The following is a 19,061-nucleotide window of genomic DNA, read 5'->3' on the forward strand; positions in this document are numbered from 1 at the left end:
ACCCAAATACCTAACAAGCATCAGTTTTTCCCTCTGTACGACCGATTCCCATCTGATTTTTAGATATATACTGCGGGAGTGTGCCTTGAGCATAGTGCTTTCAAAGATGCACTCAAGCGGTGGGATGATTTCAACTTAGCGCCGGTGCATCGACCTCGGCCTGTCAATTGGCACGGGGCAGTATGGTGTTAGGCACATTGTACTTTTTCGTTAGGTTTTCTATTCAGCGGTTGCTTCGTGCGTTTAATCTCAATCAAACTGGCCGGCTTTAAGTCATTTGTCGATCTAACCTCTTTTTCGGTACCTGGCCAACTGGTTGGTGTGGTGGGTCCAAATGGCTGTGGCAAATCAAATATCATTGATGCCGTGCGCTGGGTGTTAGGTGAGTCGCGCGCCTCGGAATTACGCGGCGAATCGATGCAAGATGTCATTTTTAATGGCTCAACGCATCGCAAACCGGGGAGTCGCGCAAGCGTAGAGCTGGTTTTTGATAATCAAGCCGGCCGCGCCGCCGGCCAGTGGAGCCAATACGCTGAAATCGCGGTTAAGCGTGTGCTTACGCGCGATGGCACATCAAGCTATTACATCAATAACCTGAGTGTGCGCCGCCGCGATATTCAAGATATTTTTCTCGGCACGGGCTTAGGCCCCCGGGCTTATGCCATTATTGGGCAGGGCATGATTGCGCGCATCATCGAGGCCAAACCCGAGGAGTTGCGAGTTTTTCTTGAAGAGGCCGCGGGCGTTTCAAAATATAAAGAGCGCCGGCGGGAAACGGCCAACCGCTTGCATGACACGCGTGAACACCTGATACGGGTTGAAGATATCCTCCGTGAGCTCAGCACTCAACTCGATAAACTTGAAGCCCAAGCGACTATCGCGCAACGCTACCAGGCGCTAACGACTGACAGCGAAGAAAAGCAACTGCTATTATGGCTATTACGCAAAAATGAAGCACAAGCAGAAAAAGCACGGCAGCAAAGCATACTGACGAGCACTCAGATCGAACTCGAAGAGCAGACCGCCAAGCTGCGTGAAATCGAGGCTCAGCTTGAGATTTTAAGAGCGGCTTACAGCACTGCTAGCGACACCTTGCAAGCCGAGCAGGGCCTACTGTATGAAATAAATGCGCAAATAAGCCAACTTGAGACGCAAATACGCTTCATTACAGAAACCCGTAACCGGATCCAAACGCAGATTGCAAACCTAAGCGCTCAGCGTGAGCAATGGCGGACCCAAGCGGCCCACGCCAGCACTGAATTGATTAATGCAGAACAGACCCTAGCCCGCGCTACAGAAAAAAGCGCGCAGGCAGATCATCAAGTTCAGACCCAAAACGATGCATTACCAGCCCTCGAAACGCGCTGGCGCGACGCACAAGGTGCGTTAACCCGGGTGCATGCTCAAATCGCCCAGTTTGAACAGGCGTGCACACTTGAAACCGCTCAGCAACAGAATGCGCAACAGCAGTTACAGCAATGGCAACAACGGCGTGAACGGCTGCACAATGAAGTTCGTTCACTGGCCACGCCCGATCTGGCACAGCTTGAAGCATCGCGCATCCAAATCGCTGAACAAGATGACCATCTCCGTCATCAGCAGCACCGTTTAAACGAAGCCCAGCAAGCCACCCTACAAACCGAGCAAGTGCAGCGCTCAGCCCAGCAACAGTGGCAAGCTGAAAGCGCCGCCCTACAGCAACTCGAAGCGCAACTCAACGCCTTAAAGCAACTACAACAAAGCGTACAAGCCAACGATACACTCCAGCCCTGGCTTGAGCAGCACGATTTCGCCGCGGTGCCGCGCTTATGGCAAAAACTCCATATCAAAGCAGGCTGGGAAACTGCGCTTGAGGCAGTGTTACGTGAACGCTTGGCCGCCCTTGAAATTGCAGATCTGGCGCAAACGCCTACACTAGTAGCTGGAGCGCCTGCCGCGAAACTCGCCTTTTTTGCGTCGCCGCCAGCGTGCCCGTTAACGCCGACCATCGGTACCGGTTTACGTCCGCTGTTCGCCTTCTTACGCATTAACGACCCCAATTTGCGCACGGTACTAGCGGACTGGCTAGCCGGTGTCTTTATTGCCGACACTCTGACGCAAGCGCTCGCCGAGCGCACGCAACTGCCGGTTGGCTCAGTCTTTGTTGTGCCAGCGGGTCATCAGATCAGCCGCGTCGGCGTGCAATTCTATGCTGCGGACTCTGAGCAAGCAGGCCTGCTTGCGCGCTCGCAAGAAATTGAAAACTTGGACAAACAAGTGCGTGCGCAAAGCTTACTCACGGAGGATGTCAAAACCGTGGCAACGCGCGCTGAAGCCGCCTGGCGTCAAGCCAATCAAACGCTAACCGAAGCCCGCGCACAGATCGAACAGATCACCCAACACGGCCATACCTTGCAACTAGCAGCACTGAAACTGACCCAAGCCGAAGAGCGTTATACTGCACGCAGCGCACAAATCAATGAGGAGCTAGCGGAAGTCGTGGCGCACATTGAGACGCAACACGAACACCTCGCTCAAGCTGAAGATAACTTTAAACAGGCGCGCCAATCGCTACTGGCGGCCCAGGCAACTCTCAGCGATGATCAACACCGCTTCGGCACACTTGAGCAAGCGCTGACTCAAGCGCGTCAGCAAGCCCGCGAACATGAGCGTAGTGCGCAAGAAGCACACTACGCAGTGCGCGCTGCAGCCAATCGAATCGATGAGTTAAAACGCCTGATCCAAGCCGCCCATGAGCAAGCTGAGCAGCACCTGAACACGCTACAGCAAACCCAGGCTGAACTTGAAGCCACCCATAGCGAAACCTTACAGGAAAGCCTTGAGGATGCGCTGAACGCGCGCGTTGCCAAAGAACAAACAGTATTGGCGGCACGCACCGAGCTCGATACGCTTGGCGCGCAACTCCGTACGACCGACGAGGCGCGTTTAACGGCTGAGCGCAGGTTACAGCCGTTACGCGAACAGATCACCGGACTACAACTCAAAACACAAGCCGCACAACTGAATCAAACGCAATTCGACGAACAACTTGCTAGCGCCGGCGCCAACCAAGCTGAACTTGCCGCCAAACTCTCCCCGGAGCTTAAGCCATCTGCTTTGCAAAGTGAGCTTACCCGCTTAAATCAGGCAATCCAGGCACTTGGCCCGGTCAATATGGCGGCGCTTGACGAATGTGCAGCCGCCCGTGAACGTAAGCAATTCTTGGATGCGCAATCCACCGATTTAAATAGCGCGATCGATACGCTTGAAACAGCCATTCGCAAAATCGACCAAGAAACACATCTGCTATTACAAAACACTTTTGATGAAGTGAACCGTCATTTTGGTGAACTCTTCCCACGCCTTTTTGGCGGCGGGCAAGCAAAACTGTTGATGACTGGCGACGAAATTCTCGATGCTGGCGTACAAGTGATTGCCCAGCCGCCGGGCAAGAAAAACTCAACCATTCATTTACTTTCCGGCGGTGAAAAAGCACTGACGGCCACCGCTTTGGTGTTTGCATTGTTCCAACTTAACCCAGCACCATTTTGTCTACTGGATGAAGTGGATGCCCCCCTTGATGATGCAAACACCGAACGTTTTGTCAATTTAGTGCGGGCGATGTCCAGCCACACGCAATTTCTGTTTATCTCACACAACAAAATTGCGATGGAAATGGCGCAACAACTGGTTGGCGTTACTATGCAAGAGCAGGGTGTTTCGCGCATTGTCGCAGTCGATATGGAGGCGGCAGCAAATTTTGTGGCCGCCGCCTGAGGCACAGACAAAACTAGAGAAAGGGCATGGACGAACTGCAATTCGCTTTAATCAGCGCGGGAATATCGGTTTTACTGAGCGTTATCACTTACAACGCATGGCAACGGATTAAAATTCGGCGTGCTTTGCCACGTTCATTGCCAACTGAACTCAAGCCAAAGGAACAGGTAGAAGAACTATCTGATGAACTCGCATTGCTTAATTCTGCACAAACCAGCCTTCAGCCTCAAGCGGATAATACACAGTACGACGAAGTAGCCAATGGAGCAACCTTAAGCATACCCTCGGCCGCCCATCCGCTAGCCGAGCCTACAAACGATCTGCCTCTAACCAACGATCCCAGGCTGGTGAGCATCATCGATCGCCGTATCGATTGCATTGTGCCATTACATCTGAGCGCGCCGATTGCTGCCGAAAAACTCATGCCACTTGCGCAACGGCTACGCCGCGCGGGCAACAAACCTATTTTTATCGAAGGCAAACCTAGCGACAACAGCGCCAACTGGCAAAGCTTACAGCCTGGTGGCCGTTATCAAGCTTTGCGTATTGCCGTACAGCTAGCCAATCGTTCCGGCCCATTAAACGAGCTAGAGTTTTCTGAATTCATCACCGGTGCACAAACCCTTGCCGAGGCGCTAGATGCCGAATTAGATTGTCCCGATATGGCTGCAACTGTCGCTATTGCGCGCGAACTTGACGCGTTTGCTGCCCAATGTGATGTCCAACTTTCAATCAATGCAACCTCGGACGGCGCTCCTTGGTCAGCCCAATATATACAAGCCATTGCAACCCAGGACGGACTGCTGCTGTCACGCGACGGCATGCGCTTTATCAAACTCGATGCTAAGCAAAATCCAGTATTTGTATTGCAATTTAACAACATCAATTTCCTGCGAGACGACCTAACATATAAAGGAGGTCAAAACATTACACTTTTACTTGATGTACCAGCCGCCGACGAGGAAGTTTTGCCGTTTAGGCTCATGTGTCACTATGCATCATCCCTCTCGCAACGCATTGGCGCACACTTAACTGATGACCGGCAACGCGCTTTGTCAACAGCTGAATTGGCTGCAATCGAACAGCAATTAATAACTCTCTACGCTAAGCTTGAAAAAGTGGGTATGCCAGCTGGTTCGCCACTGGCACGGCGGCTGTTTATGTAGGCGTTACTTAACTAAATCTAGATTAATATTTAAACATTAAAATAATCTAGATTTAAATTTGAATTGTAAGTATTAATTGGCAATTGCGCAAATAATTAAAATAAATGCCTTTATTTTATTTAAGGTTATTCTTATATTCAATTCAAGTTCCTTTAAGATACATTTCATTATTTTTTTATTTTGAGGTTTTAATGCAGTACTTTTGCAATTTAAATGCGGTGAATACGCTTGCCCAAATTAATATTAAGCGGAGTAAATTTATTGAATGCACATACACATTGTTACGGAAAACAATTTTTTATGCAGTGGTTATCTTAAGTGTTATTGCCAGTACATTTGGGCATGCTATGAATAGCGACCAGGGTGAATCTAAATCGTCAGATCAGCGCGCTGAACTTAAAATAACTATTCCTTTGACACGAAGAGGGTCTGATTCTCAGTTACTAGTGCCAAGGGACAAACCTAGATCTAACTCTCGAACTCTATCACCCACTACCCCAGCTAATATTGATTCAAACGAAATTAGCACAGGCAAAATCATGCTTGAGCAAAGTGAGCATTTGAAAAATGTATTAGAAAAAAGGTTGTCATCAGATAAATTAAAATATGATGCAATAGAAAATTCAATAGACTTTAGTCACGAAGATTCTTTTGATTCTAATGTCTCTCTGGTGCTGGGTGGAGAAAGATATTCAAGTTATTCTGATTATTTTTCTCATCTTGATAATATTACAAAAGAAATAGGAGAATATAATAAAGAAATACGAGAAGAGGACAGCCACTCAATGCCAGTCTTCTATGACGCTAATCAAGATAATGAATCTGTTACCGAGCTAATTACACTCACTAAAAACTCTGGTCGCCCTACAATAATTCGTGGGCTCGCCACAGCTGAAAAAGATGAAGATGCAGTTTCCTTTGGCTTATTTAATGAAATATTAGATACAAAAATCGAAGCAATACAACGTTTTACAAGTGAGATTTTTACACAAAACTTGAATCAAGTGAATCACTTGAGTTCTAAACTTGATTCATTATTCGAGATAAATGATCCTACCCAAATAGGAAGGAGTATACCTCCGCTTTCCTTGGGCCGGAGTAGCCATGCAATCGGCTCCGGAGCAACTGCATTTGGTGTGCGTGCGTTAGCCTCAGGTGCTGGCACGACTACATTTGGCAGCGGCTCACAAGCGGCTCGTGATCAGGCTTCATCATTTGGACATGAGGCTATTGCGAAAGGATTCAATTCACTCGCACTGGGTTGGCAGAGTATTAGCGATAGAGCAAATACCGTATCAGTAGGGGGACCAAACAATTTACGTCAAATGACTCATGTCCAGGATGGTGAATATCCGACTGATGCGGTGAATGTTAGGCAACTTGATGAAAAATTAATGGGAGCCGAGGAACGAATGGGAAGTTATAATTATAATAATATTAAAAAATCATATGAAGATTGGAGTAATAAATTTAACTCCTTACAAAATGATGTTGATAAGTTAATTCCTATAGATGATAAATTGACAAAAATAGATAGAAAAATTAAGAAACAAGAACTTGAATCTTTAAATCAAAAAGATAGAGTGGATGCATTAATTTATTTCAAAGATGAGAATTCTGATGCGCTATCGAAACTTCGTGGTTATTTGTTAAAAAATAATAATATTATAAATAATAATTTTGATTATAAAGCACCAAATAATTCTGAAAAAATTATTGGCAACAATAAGCGCTCATTTAATGTAAGTTATCATAAAAAATTGGATGATACTACTACTAGTATTAGTTTATTTCCCGAAGAAAAGTCAGGCGTAATTCTTAGAAATATTGCTCCTGGCAAATTTGACAATGATGCGGTGACAATCAGCCAGCTTAATGATCAGTCGCAAAAATTTGATAACCATATTACTAAAAATTATTCTCAAGTCCATGCGGAAATTAATCAATTTTACACAGAGTTGGATAATTTTTCACAAGGTTTAACCTCCGTAGAAGCTGATATAGGAAACGTTAAAAACAGTATCGCGCAGATTAGCTTAGATCTTACCGGAGCACCTAATCTTCAGTCCTATGTTAACGAGCGTCTTGACAGCTATGTTGACAACTATGTTGACAGCCAAGATTTTGAAGACAGGCTAAGTACTAGCCCAGTATTAAGTCACATGTCAAGATCTAAGCAATCACCTCATCCATCTTCTATTGGAGTGGAGCTTCTTACTAAGTATGCTCGAGATTGTAACTCCTTAGGAGAAACCAGTAACACCCTATTTTCTTCAACTTCAAATAATCATCGTGCTAACCAAAAAACTCACTTTAGCCCTATTAAAAGATCTATGATTTTCGAAAGAAGAAAAAATAAGCGGGGAATGTACCATAATGAAGGAAACTCAAGCGATAGTAGTGCAACAACAAACAAGCCAAGCACTTCTATATCTAACCGCCAAAACACAGTATCTAGAAAAACATTCAATCTTTTGGCTAAAGATGTAAAAAATCTATACCATATAGTTGACTCTTTAAGTCAAATAGAACCCCCCCTTCATAAGTTTCTCGAATCGACCATAAATAGTATGACGCAAGCAACTGAGATAACAGAAATGCTATTACACTCATCGAATCTTACAAGTGATAGCGATAATATTTCCTATTCATTATCCGACAGCGATACAGATACTAACTACACTACAATTTCTGACTCTAGTCCAAGAAATCGCTCAAAGAGAAAAGGTTACAGTTCAAACTTAGTGCCTATTCGTGAAAACAGTAGTGAAGCATTGGCGGGTATATTTCAAATTAACAATGTTGTTGCTGGTAATCAAGCTACTACGGATGCTAAAGAAAATATTGAGACTAACGTAGCAATTGTCGCAAGCGCTACTACAGGTGCTCAAGAAAGTATTGCGACTAAAGTAGTGACTGTCGCAAACGCTACTGCAGATGCTCAAGAAAATATTGCGACCAACGTAGCAACTGTTGCAAACGCTACTACAGATGCTCAAGAAAGTATTGCGTCTAAAGTAGCAACTGTCGCAAGCGCTATTACAGATGCTCAAGAAAATATTGCGACTAAAGTAGTAACTGTCGCAAGCGCCACTACAGATGCTCAAGAAAATATTGCGGCTAACGTAGCAACTGTTGCAAGCGCCACTACAGATGCTCAAGAAAGTATTGCGACTGACGTAACAACGATCGGAAATGCCGCTACAGGTGCTCAATACAAAATTACGACTAACGTAGAAACTGTCGCAAGCGCTACTACAGACGCTCAAGAAAGTATTGCGACTGACGTAACAACGATCGGAAATGCTGCTACAGGTGCTCAATACAAAATTACGACTAACGTAGAAACTGTCGCAAGCGCCACTACAGACGCTCAAGAAAGTATTGCGACTGACGTAACAACGATCGGAAATGCCGCTACAGATGCTCAAGAAAATATTGCGACTAACGTAGTAACTGTCGCAAGCGCTACTGCAGATGCTCAAGAAAGTATTGCGACTGACGTAACAACGATCGGAAATGCCGCTACAGATGCTCAAGAAAATATTGCGACTAACGTAGTAACTGTTGCGAGCGCTACTACAGATGCTCAAGAAAATATTGCGACTAACGTAGCAACTGTCGCGAACGCTACTACAGATGCTCAAGAAAATATTGCGACCAATGTAGCAATTGTTGCAAACGCCACTACAGATGCTCAAGAAAATATTGCGACTAACGTGGCAACTGTCGCAAACGCTACTACAGATGCTCAAGAAAATATTGCGGCTAACGTAGTAACTGTTGCAAACGCTACTACAGATGCTCAAGAAAATATTGCGGCTAACGTAGTAACTGTCGCAAGCGCCACTACAGATGCTCAAGAAAATATTGCGGCTAACGTAGTAACTGTCGCAAGCGCTACTGCAGATGCTCAAGAAAATATTGCGACCAACGTAGCAACTGTTGCAAACGCTACTACAGATGCTCAAGAAAATATTGCGACTAACGTAGCAACTGTCGCAAATGCTACTACAGATGCTCAAGAAAATATTGCGGCTAACGTAGTAACTGTTGCAAACGCTACTACAGATGCTCAAGAAAATATTGCGGCTAACGTAGTAACTGTCGCAAGCGCCACTACAGATGCTCAAGAAAATATTGCGGCTAACGTAGTAACTGTCGCAAGCGCTACTGCAGATGCTCAAGAAAATATTGCGACCAACGTAGCAACTGTTGCAAACGCTACTACAGATGCTCAAGAAAATATTGCGACTAACGTAGCAACTGTCGCAAGCGATGCTGCAGATGCCCAAGAAAATATTGCGACCAACGTAGCAACTGTTGCAAACGCTACTATAGGTGCTAAAGAAAATATTGCTAATAAGACAGCTGATTTTATGAGAGCAGCTACAGCAGCCGAGCAAAACATCACTGCTAATGAAGATAAATGCGTAGCTTTAGGAGAAAAACTTGATAATATCGAGCTACGAGTTAATACGATTGACGCAAATATAACTACTCGCTCTCCTTTTTCAGAAGAGCATAGCAATGCAGTACTTTACGATAATTACAAACGTAATAGCGTTACTCTAGGTGGCGCCGATTCAGAAACTCCTGTCAAAGTCTCTAACGTAGCGCCAGGCGAAATATCAGAAGACAGCACTGATGCAGTCAACGGGGCTCAGCTTTTTGAGAGCATCAATTATTCAATGGCTAAATCAGCACAATACACAGACCAACGTTTTTCTGAAATGGGGCAAAACATAAATGACATGCGCCAAAGCATCAATAACGTAGCAAACCACGCCTATTCAGGTGTAGCTGCCGCCATGGCTATGCCCAGCATGGGGCCAGCCCGCCCTGGCCACACCATGGTAAGCGTAGGCACCGCAAGTTTTAAAGGACGCAAAGCAACCGGCGTTGGCGTGACTTACCGTTCACGCGGTGGCCAAGTGATGATTAATGCTGCTGCTTCAAAAGCAGGCTCAGACACAGGGATGCGCGTACAGGTTGGTTATGAATTTTAAGCTTGGTCCAACTGCCCGCGATCAGCGCTACGAGAGCGGGCTATCCTTTCTAGCTGATCAGCGGTATGAGCAATAGCTGAAAACTTGCACATCAGGGTTGATCCTTTAATCTGGTGCGCATAGTGGGCAACGCCTGCTATGTCGCACTGGTTCAAAGCAGTATCAAGTTGACTCATGTCTTGCGCCATACTCTGTTGAAAACGTATGATCAAGCGGCTCGGATCTTCGATTGAAGTCCGAGCTGTTTTATTTCAGAGAGAACTGTGGGCTTATCCGAAGTGCTGTCGACGCTACTCTCAGGGCTGCAATGGCGCCCAAACCGTCAACATGCAGCACAGCACTGTCTAATGGTTTACTCAATACGCCGTCCATCCCGCTTGCAAAACATTGTGTTTGATGCGTATTATCAGTAGCCGCGGAAAGAGGGAGGAGAGCAGTACGAGGGTAATTTTGACCCTACTGTTGTTCCATGCGTCTAATCTCACGCGCGATGGTACTCGCTTCATCAAACCGGATGCTAAGCAAAGCTCCGTCTTTTTGTTGTAATTTAACAACATCAATTTCTTGCGAGATGACCTAACATATACAGGGGGGCAAAAGCATTATTTTTTTACTGGATGTACCCTGTTGGCGAAGAAAACTTGCCGTTTAGGTCGATGTATAACTATGCAGCGTCGCTCTCGCAACGCATTGGCGCCCACTTTAACGGATGACCATCGGAACGCTTTGCCACCGGCTGCACGGGCCGCAATTGAGTAGCAATTAAGGCTCTCTACACTAAGCTTGAAGAAGCAAGCATACCCGCTGGTTCACTGCTAGCGCGACGGTTATTTATCTAATTCCAATTAAAATATTTAGACATAAAAACCTAATTTTTATTTTGAAAAAATAAAAATTATATATTTAAATATCAATAAATTCTTTCTGCTTTACATTTTTAAGACTATTATTATATATAGCTAAGTTTTACCCATCTAAACTTAAAGTGTATTTTTGTTTTTTTTGTTTTAATTTGAGGTATTTAATGCACTATCGTTGTAAATCATATCATAGCCCTCTGGGAAATCAAAGACAGGCAGAAGAAAATAATTTTTTCTCCTGGTGCCTACATAAATCCATAACTTTTATTATAGTGATCATTTTAGGATTTATTAATAGTAAGTTAGTTTATGCAGCGGAGAACTCCGAATCGGCTGCGGACTCACTGAATTCTGCTACGAGTTCAGAAAGGCCTAGTTCATTTGCAAGTGCCACTGATGCAGGAATTTCACGTAAAGAAAGAGTGGATCTAAAACGAAATTCAAATAGTAAAGAATTATTAGGTAAAATAATATCTGATACAGAAATTTTATGGGCGAAAGATGCAAGGCGAATGAGAGATAGCATATCTTCGATGTCTTCTATTTCTTCTCCGCTAGAAGAAGCGGATAGCATTTATATGGCATCCTCTACCTCAGGAATCAACCATAGTCTAATGCAAGATAATAGCTTAATCACAACAAGTGATGCTTTACTTGACGAAAGTAATAATTTGCTCCAGCAACTGAAAAGTACTACACAAACATATAAAGAAGAAATAGAAGAGTTAGAGGCTGAAGGTAAGCAAGTGCATTATGGTTTACATTCTCAGGTAGATACAGATATAGGAACCGCGATCGGATTTCAGGCTAAAGTACATAAAAACGCAAATAACTCAGTTGCGATTGGTGACTATAGCGAAGCCAATGTAGAAAATGTCGTATCAGTTGGAAACTCAGTGTCTAAACGAAAAATTGTCAATGTGGAGCATGGTAGACGGAATAGTGATGCTGCAACGGTAGGGCAAGTAAAAAGTATGGCAGTTTTGTATGATGAAAATTCTGATGACCCTGAATTTGACAAAATCACGCTCTCAAAAAAAACGGATGGAAATAAGCTCGTGAGAATTTCCGACGTAGCACCGGCTAAAAGTGATAACGATGCAGTTAATCAAGGGCAAATCAACGATCTTATTATGCATATTACCCCAGAAGAAGGCTCTCGTATTATGGAAAATATGGGAAATGCTCTGAGCTCCCCCCCAATTTATATGGTGCCGGAAATTCCAGAAGCACTGGGAACTCAAAGAATTCCAGCATCTGTTTTAATGGGTGGACGTCAAATTCGTGGTGTAGAAGCTGGCACTGCCGAAAATGATGTAGTCGTGATGGGCCAATTGGAAGACATTTTTAGGGGGGCTGTAAATGTAGGCATTGCAAATCTTATTGAACCATTTTACATAAAAAAATCTAATGAAAATATAATTGACTTTTCAACTAATGATCCATCGGATTCCAAAAAAAGGATGCCATCAATATTAAATGGAGTTGCGCCGGGGAACTCAGAGTATTCAGCAGTAAATAAGGGGCAACTAGACCTGCTAGATAAAAAATTTGATTCATTACAAAGGCAAAAGTTACTTGTTAAATTTAGCCATGATAAAGAATTGGTTAGCTTTATTTCAGAATATAATAATCCATTAAGATTGGCTGGAATCGCAGACGGCATAGAAGGTAACGATGCTGTTAACCGTCAACAATTAGATTGTGAATTTAATAAATTAAATCAATCAATTATGGAAAAGCAACGTTTTATCACAAGTTTGGATAATCATTTATATAAATTATCAAATGATTACCATGACACCCGAGAAAACCTAACGAAAGAGTTATCGAAAATAATTGAAACAGACACTGATAAATATAGAAAAGATCTGCAAGATTATATTGTTTTAACAGAATCGATACGAAAAGACACGGATAAAATAAAAGAAAAACAAGAAGAATTTCAGGGGAAATTGGAAGGGAAAGTCAGCCAAACACATTTTGATGAAGCTACTGCTATATCTAAGAGATTATCCGAAAGAAGAGAGCGGACTGAAAATAATTTATTTGATAAAATTTTTGATCTATCTGGAAAACTTGAAAATATTGAAAAGAAAGCAGATATTTCTATCGTGAAGTCTAAATCTAAAAATGATTTAAAACTAGAAAAATTAGATGAGTTGTTTTTAACCGTAGGGACAGTAGAAAGTCGTTTGGATCAAGCTGAGATTGATATTGATAGGCTTAATAATGTATCTATGGAACTACAAGATTCTATAGATACAATGAATCTTAGAGAAATTCCTAGTGAAGCACAAATTAAGCAAGCAGTTTTAAACGAATTTGATATATTAACAGGTAATAGCCCATTGCTACCTCTTAGCCGGGAGCTATCAGATTCAGAAAGTCAAGCTTCAGATAATGAAAGTCCAAACAATAGGCGCAATAGTAGGTTTTTTACGGCTGATAACAAACAGGCTTTCAGCTCCTATCCTACTTTTTCATCCGTAATGGGAGCATTGCCGGGAAACAGCGAGATTCATACAGACAGTTCTACGAAAGATGACCCACAATCTGAGGATGATTTATCTCCCCCTCCAAAAAGGTCTAGACCTTTAAAGGAACTTTCTATTGATTCAGATTTAGCAAATTCTGTGTTTAGATCTACCGTTTCTGCTGAAATAAGTGCTCAAAGCAATGCTGAAAACAGGAAAATTGAACAGGCCAGAAAAGAAACAGAGGCAGAAGCTCTAGAGAATATATCCACTCAACAAACGGTCCTTACTGACAAAGATACAATTGCAGAAGCTAAACAAACTGTCCTTGCTGACACAGACACGGTTGCAGAAGCTAGACAAACGGTCCTTGCTGACACAGACACGATTGCAGAAGCTAAACAAACGGTCCTTGCTGACACAGACACGATTGCAGAAGCTAAACAAACGGTCCTTGCTGACACTGATACGATTGCAGAAGCTAAACAAATTGTCCTTGCAGACAAAGGCGCGGTTGCAGAAGCTAAGCAAGCTGTCCTTGCTGACACCGATACGGTCGCAGAAGCGAAACAAGCTATCCTTGCTGACACCGATACGGTTGCAGAAGCGAAACAAACTGTCCTTGCTGACAAAGGCACGGTTGCAGAAGCTAAACAAGCTGTCCTTGCTGACACCGATACGGTCGCAGAAGCTAAACAAGCTATCCTTGCTGACACCGATACGGTTGCAGAAGCTAAACAAACTGTCCTTGCTGACAAAGGCACGGTTGCAGAAGCTAAACAAGCTGTCTTTGCTGACAAAGGCGCGGTTGCAGAAGCTAAGCAAGCTGTCCTTGCTGACAAAGGCACGGTTGCAGAAGCTAAACAAATTGTCCTTGCTGACAAAGGCACGGTTGCAGAAGCTAAACAAATTGTCCTTGCTGACACTGATACGGTTGCAGAAGCTAAACAAATTGTCCTTGCTGACAAAGGCACGGTTGCAGAAGCTAAGCAAGCTGTCCTTGCTGACACCGATACGGTCGCAGAAGCGAAACAAGCTGTCCTTGCTGACACTGATACGATTGCAGAAGCTAAACAAACGGTCCTTGCTGACACTGATACGGTTGCAGAAGCTAAACAAATTGTCCTTGCTGACAAAGGCACGGTTGCAGAAGCTAAGCAAGCTGTCCTTGCTGACACCGATACGGTCGCAGAAGCTAAACAAATTGTCCTTGCAGACAAAGGCGCGGTTGCAGAAGCTAAGCAAGCTGTCCTTGCTGACACCGATACGGTCGCAGAAGCTAAGCAAGCTGTCCTTGCTGACACCGATACGGTTGCAGAAGCGAAACAAACTGTCCTTGCTGACACTGATACGGTTGCAGAAGCGAAACAAACTGTCCTTGCTAACAAAGATGTGGTTGCAGAGTCTACGCAAAATATCCTTGCATTTGAGAGGCTTACAAAAAATATGTCTGCCTCTGCCTTTCCCTCAGGAAGCCATAACAATGCAGTACTCTACGATGATGACCAACGTAATAGCGTTACCCTAGGCGGCACCGATTCAAAAACTCCGGTCAAAGTCTCTAACGTAGCTCCTGGCAAAATATCAGAAGACAGCACTGATGCAGTCAACGGGGCTCAGCTTTTCCAGAGCACTATGTATTCAATGAATAAATCAATGCAATACACAGACCAGCGCTTTTCTGAAGTTGTGCAAGGCATGAATGACATGCGCCAAAGCATCAACAACGTAGCAAACCACGCCTATTCAGGTGTAGCCGCCGCCATGGCTATGCCCAGTATGGGGCCAGCCCGTCCTGGTGGCACCATGGTAAGCATAGGCACCGCAAGTTTTAAGGGACGCAAAGCAACCGGCGTTGGCGTGACTTACCGTTCACGCGGTGGGCAAATGATTATTAATGCGGCTGCTTCAAAAGCAGGCTCAGACACAGGGATGCGTGTACAGGTTGGTTATGAGTTTTAAACTAGCGGGCGCTCCTGCCCGCTGCAAGCCTTGCGTAAATCCCGTAGCGCTTGGTCCAGCTGCTCGCGATCAGCGCTACGAGAGCGGGCTACCCTTTCTAGCTGATCAGCGGTATGAGCAATAGCTGAAAACTTGCACATCAGGGCTGACCCTTTAATCTGGTGCGCATAGTGGGCAACGCTTGCTATGTCGCACCGCTGCAAAGCAGCATCAAGTTGGCTCATGTCTTGCGCTATACTCTGTTGAAAACGTATGATCAAGCGGCTCGGATCTTCGATTGAAGTCCGAGCTGTTTCGTTTAAAGGATTTATTTCAGAGAGAACTGTGGGCTTATCCGAAGTGCTGTCGACGCTACTCTCAGGGCCATGCAATGGCGCCCAAACCGCCAACATGCGTTGCAGCGCAGCACTGTCTAATGGTTTACTCAATACGCCGTCCATCCCACTTGCAAAACATTGTGTTTGATGCGTATTATCAGTAGCCGCGGAAAGAGCGAGGAGGGCAGTACGAGGGTAATTTGGACCCCGCTGTTGTTCCATACGTCTAATCTCACGCGCAACTGTATAACCATCAAGATCAGGCAATGAACAATCCATCAGCACAAGTGGAAATGAATGCTCTTGCCACATTTTCAATCCTTGCGTGCCATTAGCGGCCAGTACGGCACGATAGCCAAGCGCGCTAATTTGCTCGAGTACGATAGATTGGATAGCAATATGATCTTCAATCAAAAGCACCGTGGGTGCAGTGGAAGTAGGCGCAGAGGCTTGCGCGACTACGCTCAGTGACGGACGTTGATCAACCTGTTGTTTTGCCTGTTGTTGCGGGTGATTTGAATTCCATTGCAGCACCTGTATAGGCACCCACACCCTGGCTGTTGTGCCTTGCCCTCGTACGCTCTCAATCGTAATGCTGCCGCCCATACGTTTAACGAGCTTATTTGAAATCATCAGCCCTAAGCCAGAACCGCCATAGCGACGGGTGATTGAATGATTGGCTTGCGAGAAAGGGCGAAATAGACGGGTTTGCTGCTGTGGGCAAATTCCAATCCCTGTATCGCGCACCTCTATGATGAGTTCAGCTGTATTTTCAATGAAATTGGATTTATCTATTGCAAGCTTCAAAGTAACTGAGCCCGTATCTGTAAATTTAACCGCATTGGCCAGTAAATTAACGCAAATTTGCTTAAGCCGCAAAGCATCTACGTAAACCCGCTCGGGCAGGTTTTTGCTCATATCTATAAAAATGGGCAAACGCTTATTTGCAGCAGGTGCAGCAACGACATCGATCGCTTCTTTAGCCAATGTTGCTAGTTGTACCGGAGTTTTTTTAAGCGGCAGCTCACCCTCATTGTTTAACGTATCATTAAGTAATAGCAGCAATGATTGGGCCGTTGATTCCGTCACGGCAATCAAGCGCGATTGCCGCCTTGCGTCACCAGAAAATCGTTTAAGCATTTCAACTGCACTGATAATCGCACTAATCGGCGTGCGTAATTCATGACTGAAAACAGCAAGCAACAGAGATTTTTCTTTTACTGTTTCGGAAGCTTTTTTATGGGTCTGCCACACGTGCAAAACTAGACAAATAAAAATGATTGAGCTTATCGCTAGCACCAGGGCTTCATGATATGAGCGATAAAATGAAGTATGGTGCGCCACTGTTTGAGACGCGGATTGCGCCCCGGAAGGCTGAGGCGAGAGATAAATCCAGCGCTGTTCAATCTCATCTTTTTGTGCCGCTGAGAGCATCGCGAGCGATTTATCTAAAATATCTCGCAATAAAGCAAGATCACCTCGCACCCCCATGCGGCCAATAATCGGTAAATTAGGGACTTTACTTGAATAAAAAAGTACGCCACGGTACTTGGTATTTATTAAATGATGAAAATTCATGCTAAACCCCAACGCTGCATAAGCTTTACCTGTGGCAACAGCAGCCAGAGCAGCTTCTGAAGAGGTAACCTTTAAGATTTTAATGTCGGGATGATATCGACCTAGCCAATGCGTATAAAATGTACTGTTACTGATTGCCACCACATGGCCGGCGAGTTGTTGCAAATCGGCGGTCACCGGCACCTCCCCCTTAGTAATGAAAACGCTTGAGCCGCTGAAATAAGGGCGGGTACAAAGCACATAGCCCAATGCTTCATCCACTTCAGGAAAACCATACGCGATTGGCAATAGATCTACATGACCCGCTCGCAATTCTTTGAGCGATGCCTGCAAGGAGCCGGTGGGTACCAACTGAAATTGCAAACCACTGATTTGTGTAATAGCCTGTAGATATCCAGCGGTTAAGCCTTGATGCTGGCCGTGCTCGATAAATTCAATCGGTCCCCAACCCGGCGCGACCGCAATCCGCACCACTGGATGCTGATTAAGCCAAGTTCGCTCCTCAGAGGAAAAGCAGATTTTATTCTCGGCGCCATGCGCGTGAATCGAGATCGTGTAAACCCAAACGAATAGCACCGACCACACCCAGTAACAATGCCCACAACTTAAATAACCTGTGTTCATGAGAAATTTGCCGACGCTGTAGTATGCCTCATGCAAAGCCATGAATCCGTGCCATAAAGCAGTAGGGCCAGGGGGAGATCATGCTTGCGGGCTAGGTAGTATAGCGGGCAATTATTTATAACCTCTAGAGCTTCTTCTCAGCTATTGGTAATCATGAGGTATTCTGCATCACTACCCCAGTTAAGAATGCCCATAACCAAAGAGAAGGCTTGACAATTTTAGTGGTTAACCATAGTTTTTTTTCCAATCTGCTTTCATTTTCTTATATACAAAATTACTTTCCGCTTCCTGCCATTTTTGACGAAAAATAGCAGCACTCTCCGCTTTTACAGGATCTTCCGGCGAACGCGGTAACTCTTCTCCGTTTTGCGAATCGTATTTTCTGCCACCGGCATGGTTTGCATATCGGCGCGCGCGCGTATAACCCATTTGCAGAAATTTGCGTGCCATATCGGCCCCTACGAAATCTGCTTTTGCTAGATATGCTTGAAAAAGATCGAAGATTTTAGTGCTGCTTATTTCGGAAATCGAAGCATCTTTGAAACGCCAATGAGGCAGAATTTCTGATTTGTAAGGCTCACATAAAAGAACGCCTTGTTCGCCTTTGCCAACTTTATATTTTTCAGGATGCAATCGATAATCTGTTTCAGAATTCCATGAGTAGGTATCCTTAATATTATCCCAGTTCTCTCTTTTATGCTGTTTGGTAGAGGATTTATAGACCATTAGAGAAACCCCAACATTGAAAATAATTTTTATTTTTAAAATGGCTAGAATTTAACATGATTATCTTATTTTGCATGAATGCAGTCAATTCATAAAATAGCCATACATAAGATCAAACTCATTGATCAGGATCCTACATGGGGGCTACGCTCAACAATGGTATTGGTTAGCGTTATCGTCTGGCATATCTAAAATGGAAGATTTGCATGGCCTTGGATTGCCGGAAAGAGCAGCTTGTAAATGTTAGGGATATCGTAATTCCACTCAGAAATTCCAGTGAGCGTAGGCATTTCCTGCTTCACATCAGGGCCGGGAACGACATTGCTTGAATACAGGTAACGTCGGTTTGCCATGAGCTTTTCTCCAAAGTGAGTATTAAGGGAGGATGGATGGGTATGAGAGCAATAGCCTTTTTTCTGATAGCAAAAATATCTAATAGTCAACAACAATAAAATAAAAATCTTTTTTCTTGTTTTCCTACAGTAGTGCTACTAGTATCTATTAGGCGCCCTTCAATCCGATGATATCTTTGGGAAGAATCAACTTCAATCTAATTTTTACACACTCTGTATAGCCAATGAGTGAT

General features: G+C 44.4%; 8 protein-coding genes. 4 read left to right on the top strand and 4 right to left on the bottom strand.

From position 1 onward, the window contains the following. The first annotated feature begins 237 nt into the window (after positions 1-237). The 3 genes from smc to NQD60_RS04280 all read left to right on the top strand — a co-directional run bounded on the left by smc (position 238) and on the right by NQD60_RS04280 (position 9,931). Positions 238-3,756, top strand: coding sequence for a chromosome segregation protein SMC (gene smc, locus NQD60_RS04270; protein WP_257101201.1), 3,519 nt, complete (start codon positions 238-240; stop codon positions 3,754-3,756). Positions 3,757-3,782: 26 nt separating this feature from the next. Next, positions 3,783-4,922, top strand: coding sequence for a cell division protein ZipA C-terminal FtsZ-binding domain-containing protein (locus tag NQD60_RS04275; RefSeq protein ID WP_257101202.1), 1,140 nt, complete (start codon positions 3,783-3,785; stop codon positions 4,920-4,922). Between the two features lie 104 nt (positions 4,923-5,026). After that, complete coding sequence (locus NQD60_RS04280; RefSeq protein ID WP_257101203.1) at positions 5,027-9,931, top strand: YadA-like family protein; 4,905 nt, start codon at positions 5,027-5,029, stop codon at positions 9,929-9,931. Here the strand turns inward: NQD60_RS04280 and NQD60_RS04285 are convergent. Then, positions 9,928-10,107: an Hpt domain-containing protein gene (locus NQD60_RS04285; RefSeq protein ID WP_257101204.1), complete on the bottom strand. Its 180-nt coding sequence runs from the start codon at positions 10,105-10,107 to the stop codon at positions 9,928-9,930. The genes NQD60_RS04280 and NQD60_RS04285 overlap by 4 nt on opposite strands. Positions 10,108-11,063: 956 nt before the next feature. On the opposite strand from NQD60_RS04285, the gene NQD60_RS09135 reads away from it, so the two are divergent. Further along, entirely contained in the window at positions 11,064-15,230 is a 4,167-nt protein-coding gene (locus NQD60_RS09135; protein ID WP_306438082.1) for a YadA-like family protein, read from the top strand. Here NQD60_RS09135 and NQD60_RS04295 read toward each other — a convergent pair. The 3 genes from NQD60_RS04295 to NQD60_RS04305 form a co-directional block, all read right to left on the bottom strand. Then, complete coding sequence (locus NQD60_RS04295; RefSeq protein ID WP_257101205.1) at positions 15,227-17,749, bottom strand: ATP-binding protein; 2,523 nt, start codon at positions 17,747-17,749, stop codon at positions 15,227-15,229. The two genes, NQD60_RS09135 and NQD60_RS04295, sit on opposite strands and share 4 nt — an antisense overlap. Before the next feature lie 225 nt (positions 17,750-17,974). Then, a complete protein-coding gene (locus NQD60_RS04300) occupies positions 17,975-18,475 on the bottom strand; it encodes a DUF4385 domain-containing protein (RefSeq protein ID WP_257101206.1) in 501 nt (166 codons plus the stop codon). Positions 18,476-18,663: 188 nt separating this feature from the next. Continuing rightward, positions 18,664-18,828 (bottom strand): hypothetical protein, encoded by a 165-nt coding sequence (locus tag NQD60_RS04305; RefSeq protein WP_257101207.1) that lies wholly within the window; start codon positions 18,826-18,828, stop codon positions 18,664-18,666. Between the last annotated feature and the right edge of the window lie 233 nt (positions 18,829-19,061).

The sequence above is a fragment of the Mycoavidus sp. SF9855 genome, from assembly GCF_024582735.1.
GTDB lineage: Bacteria > Pseudomonadota > Gammaproteobacteria > Burkholderiales > Burkholderiaceae > Mycoavidus.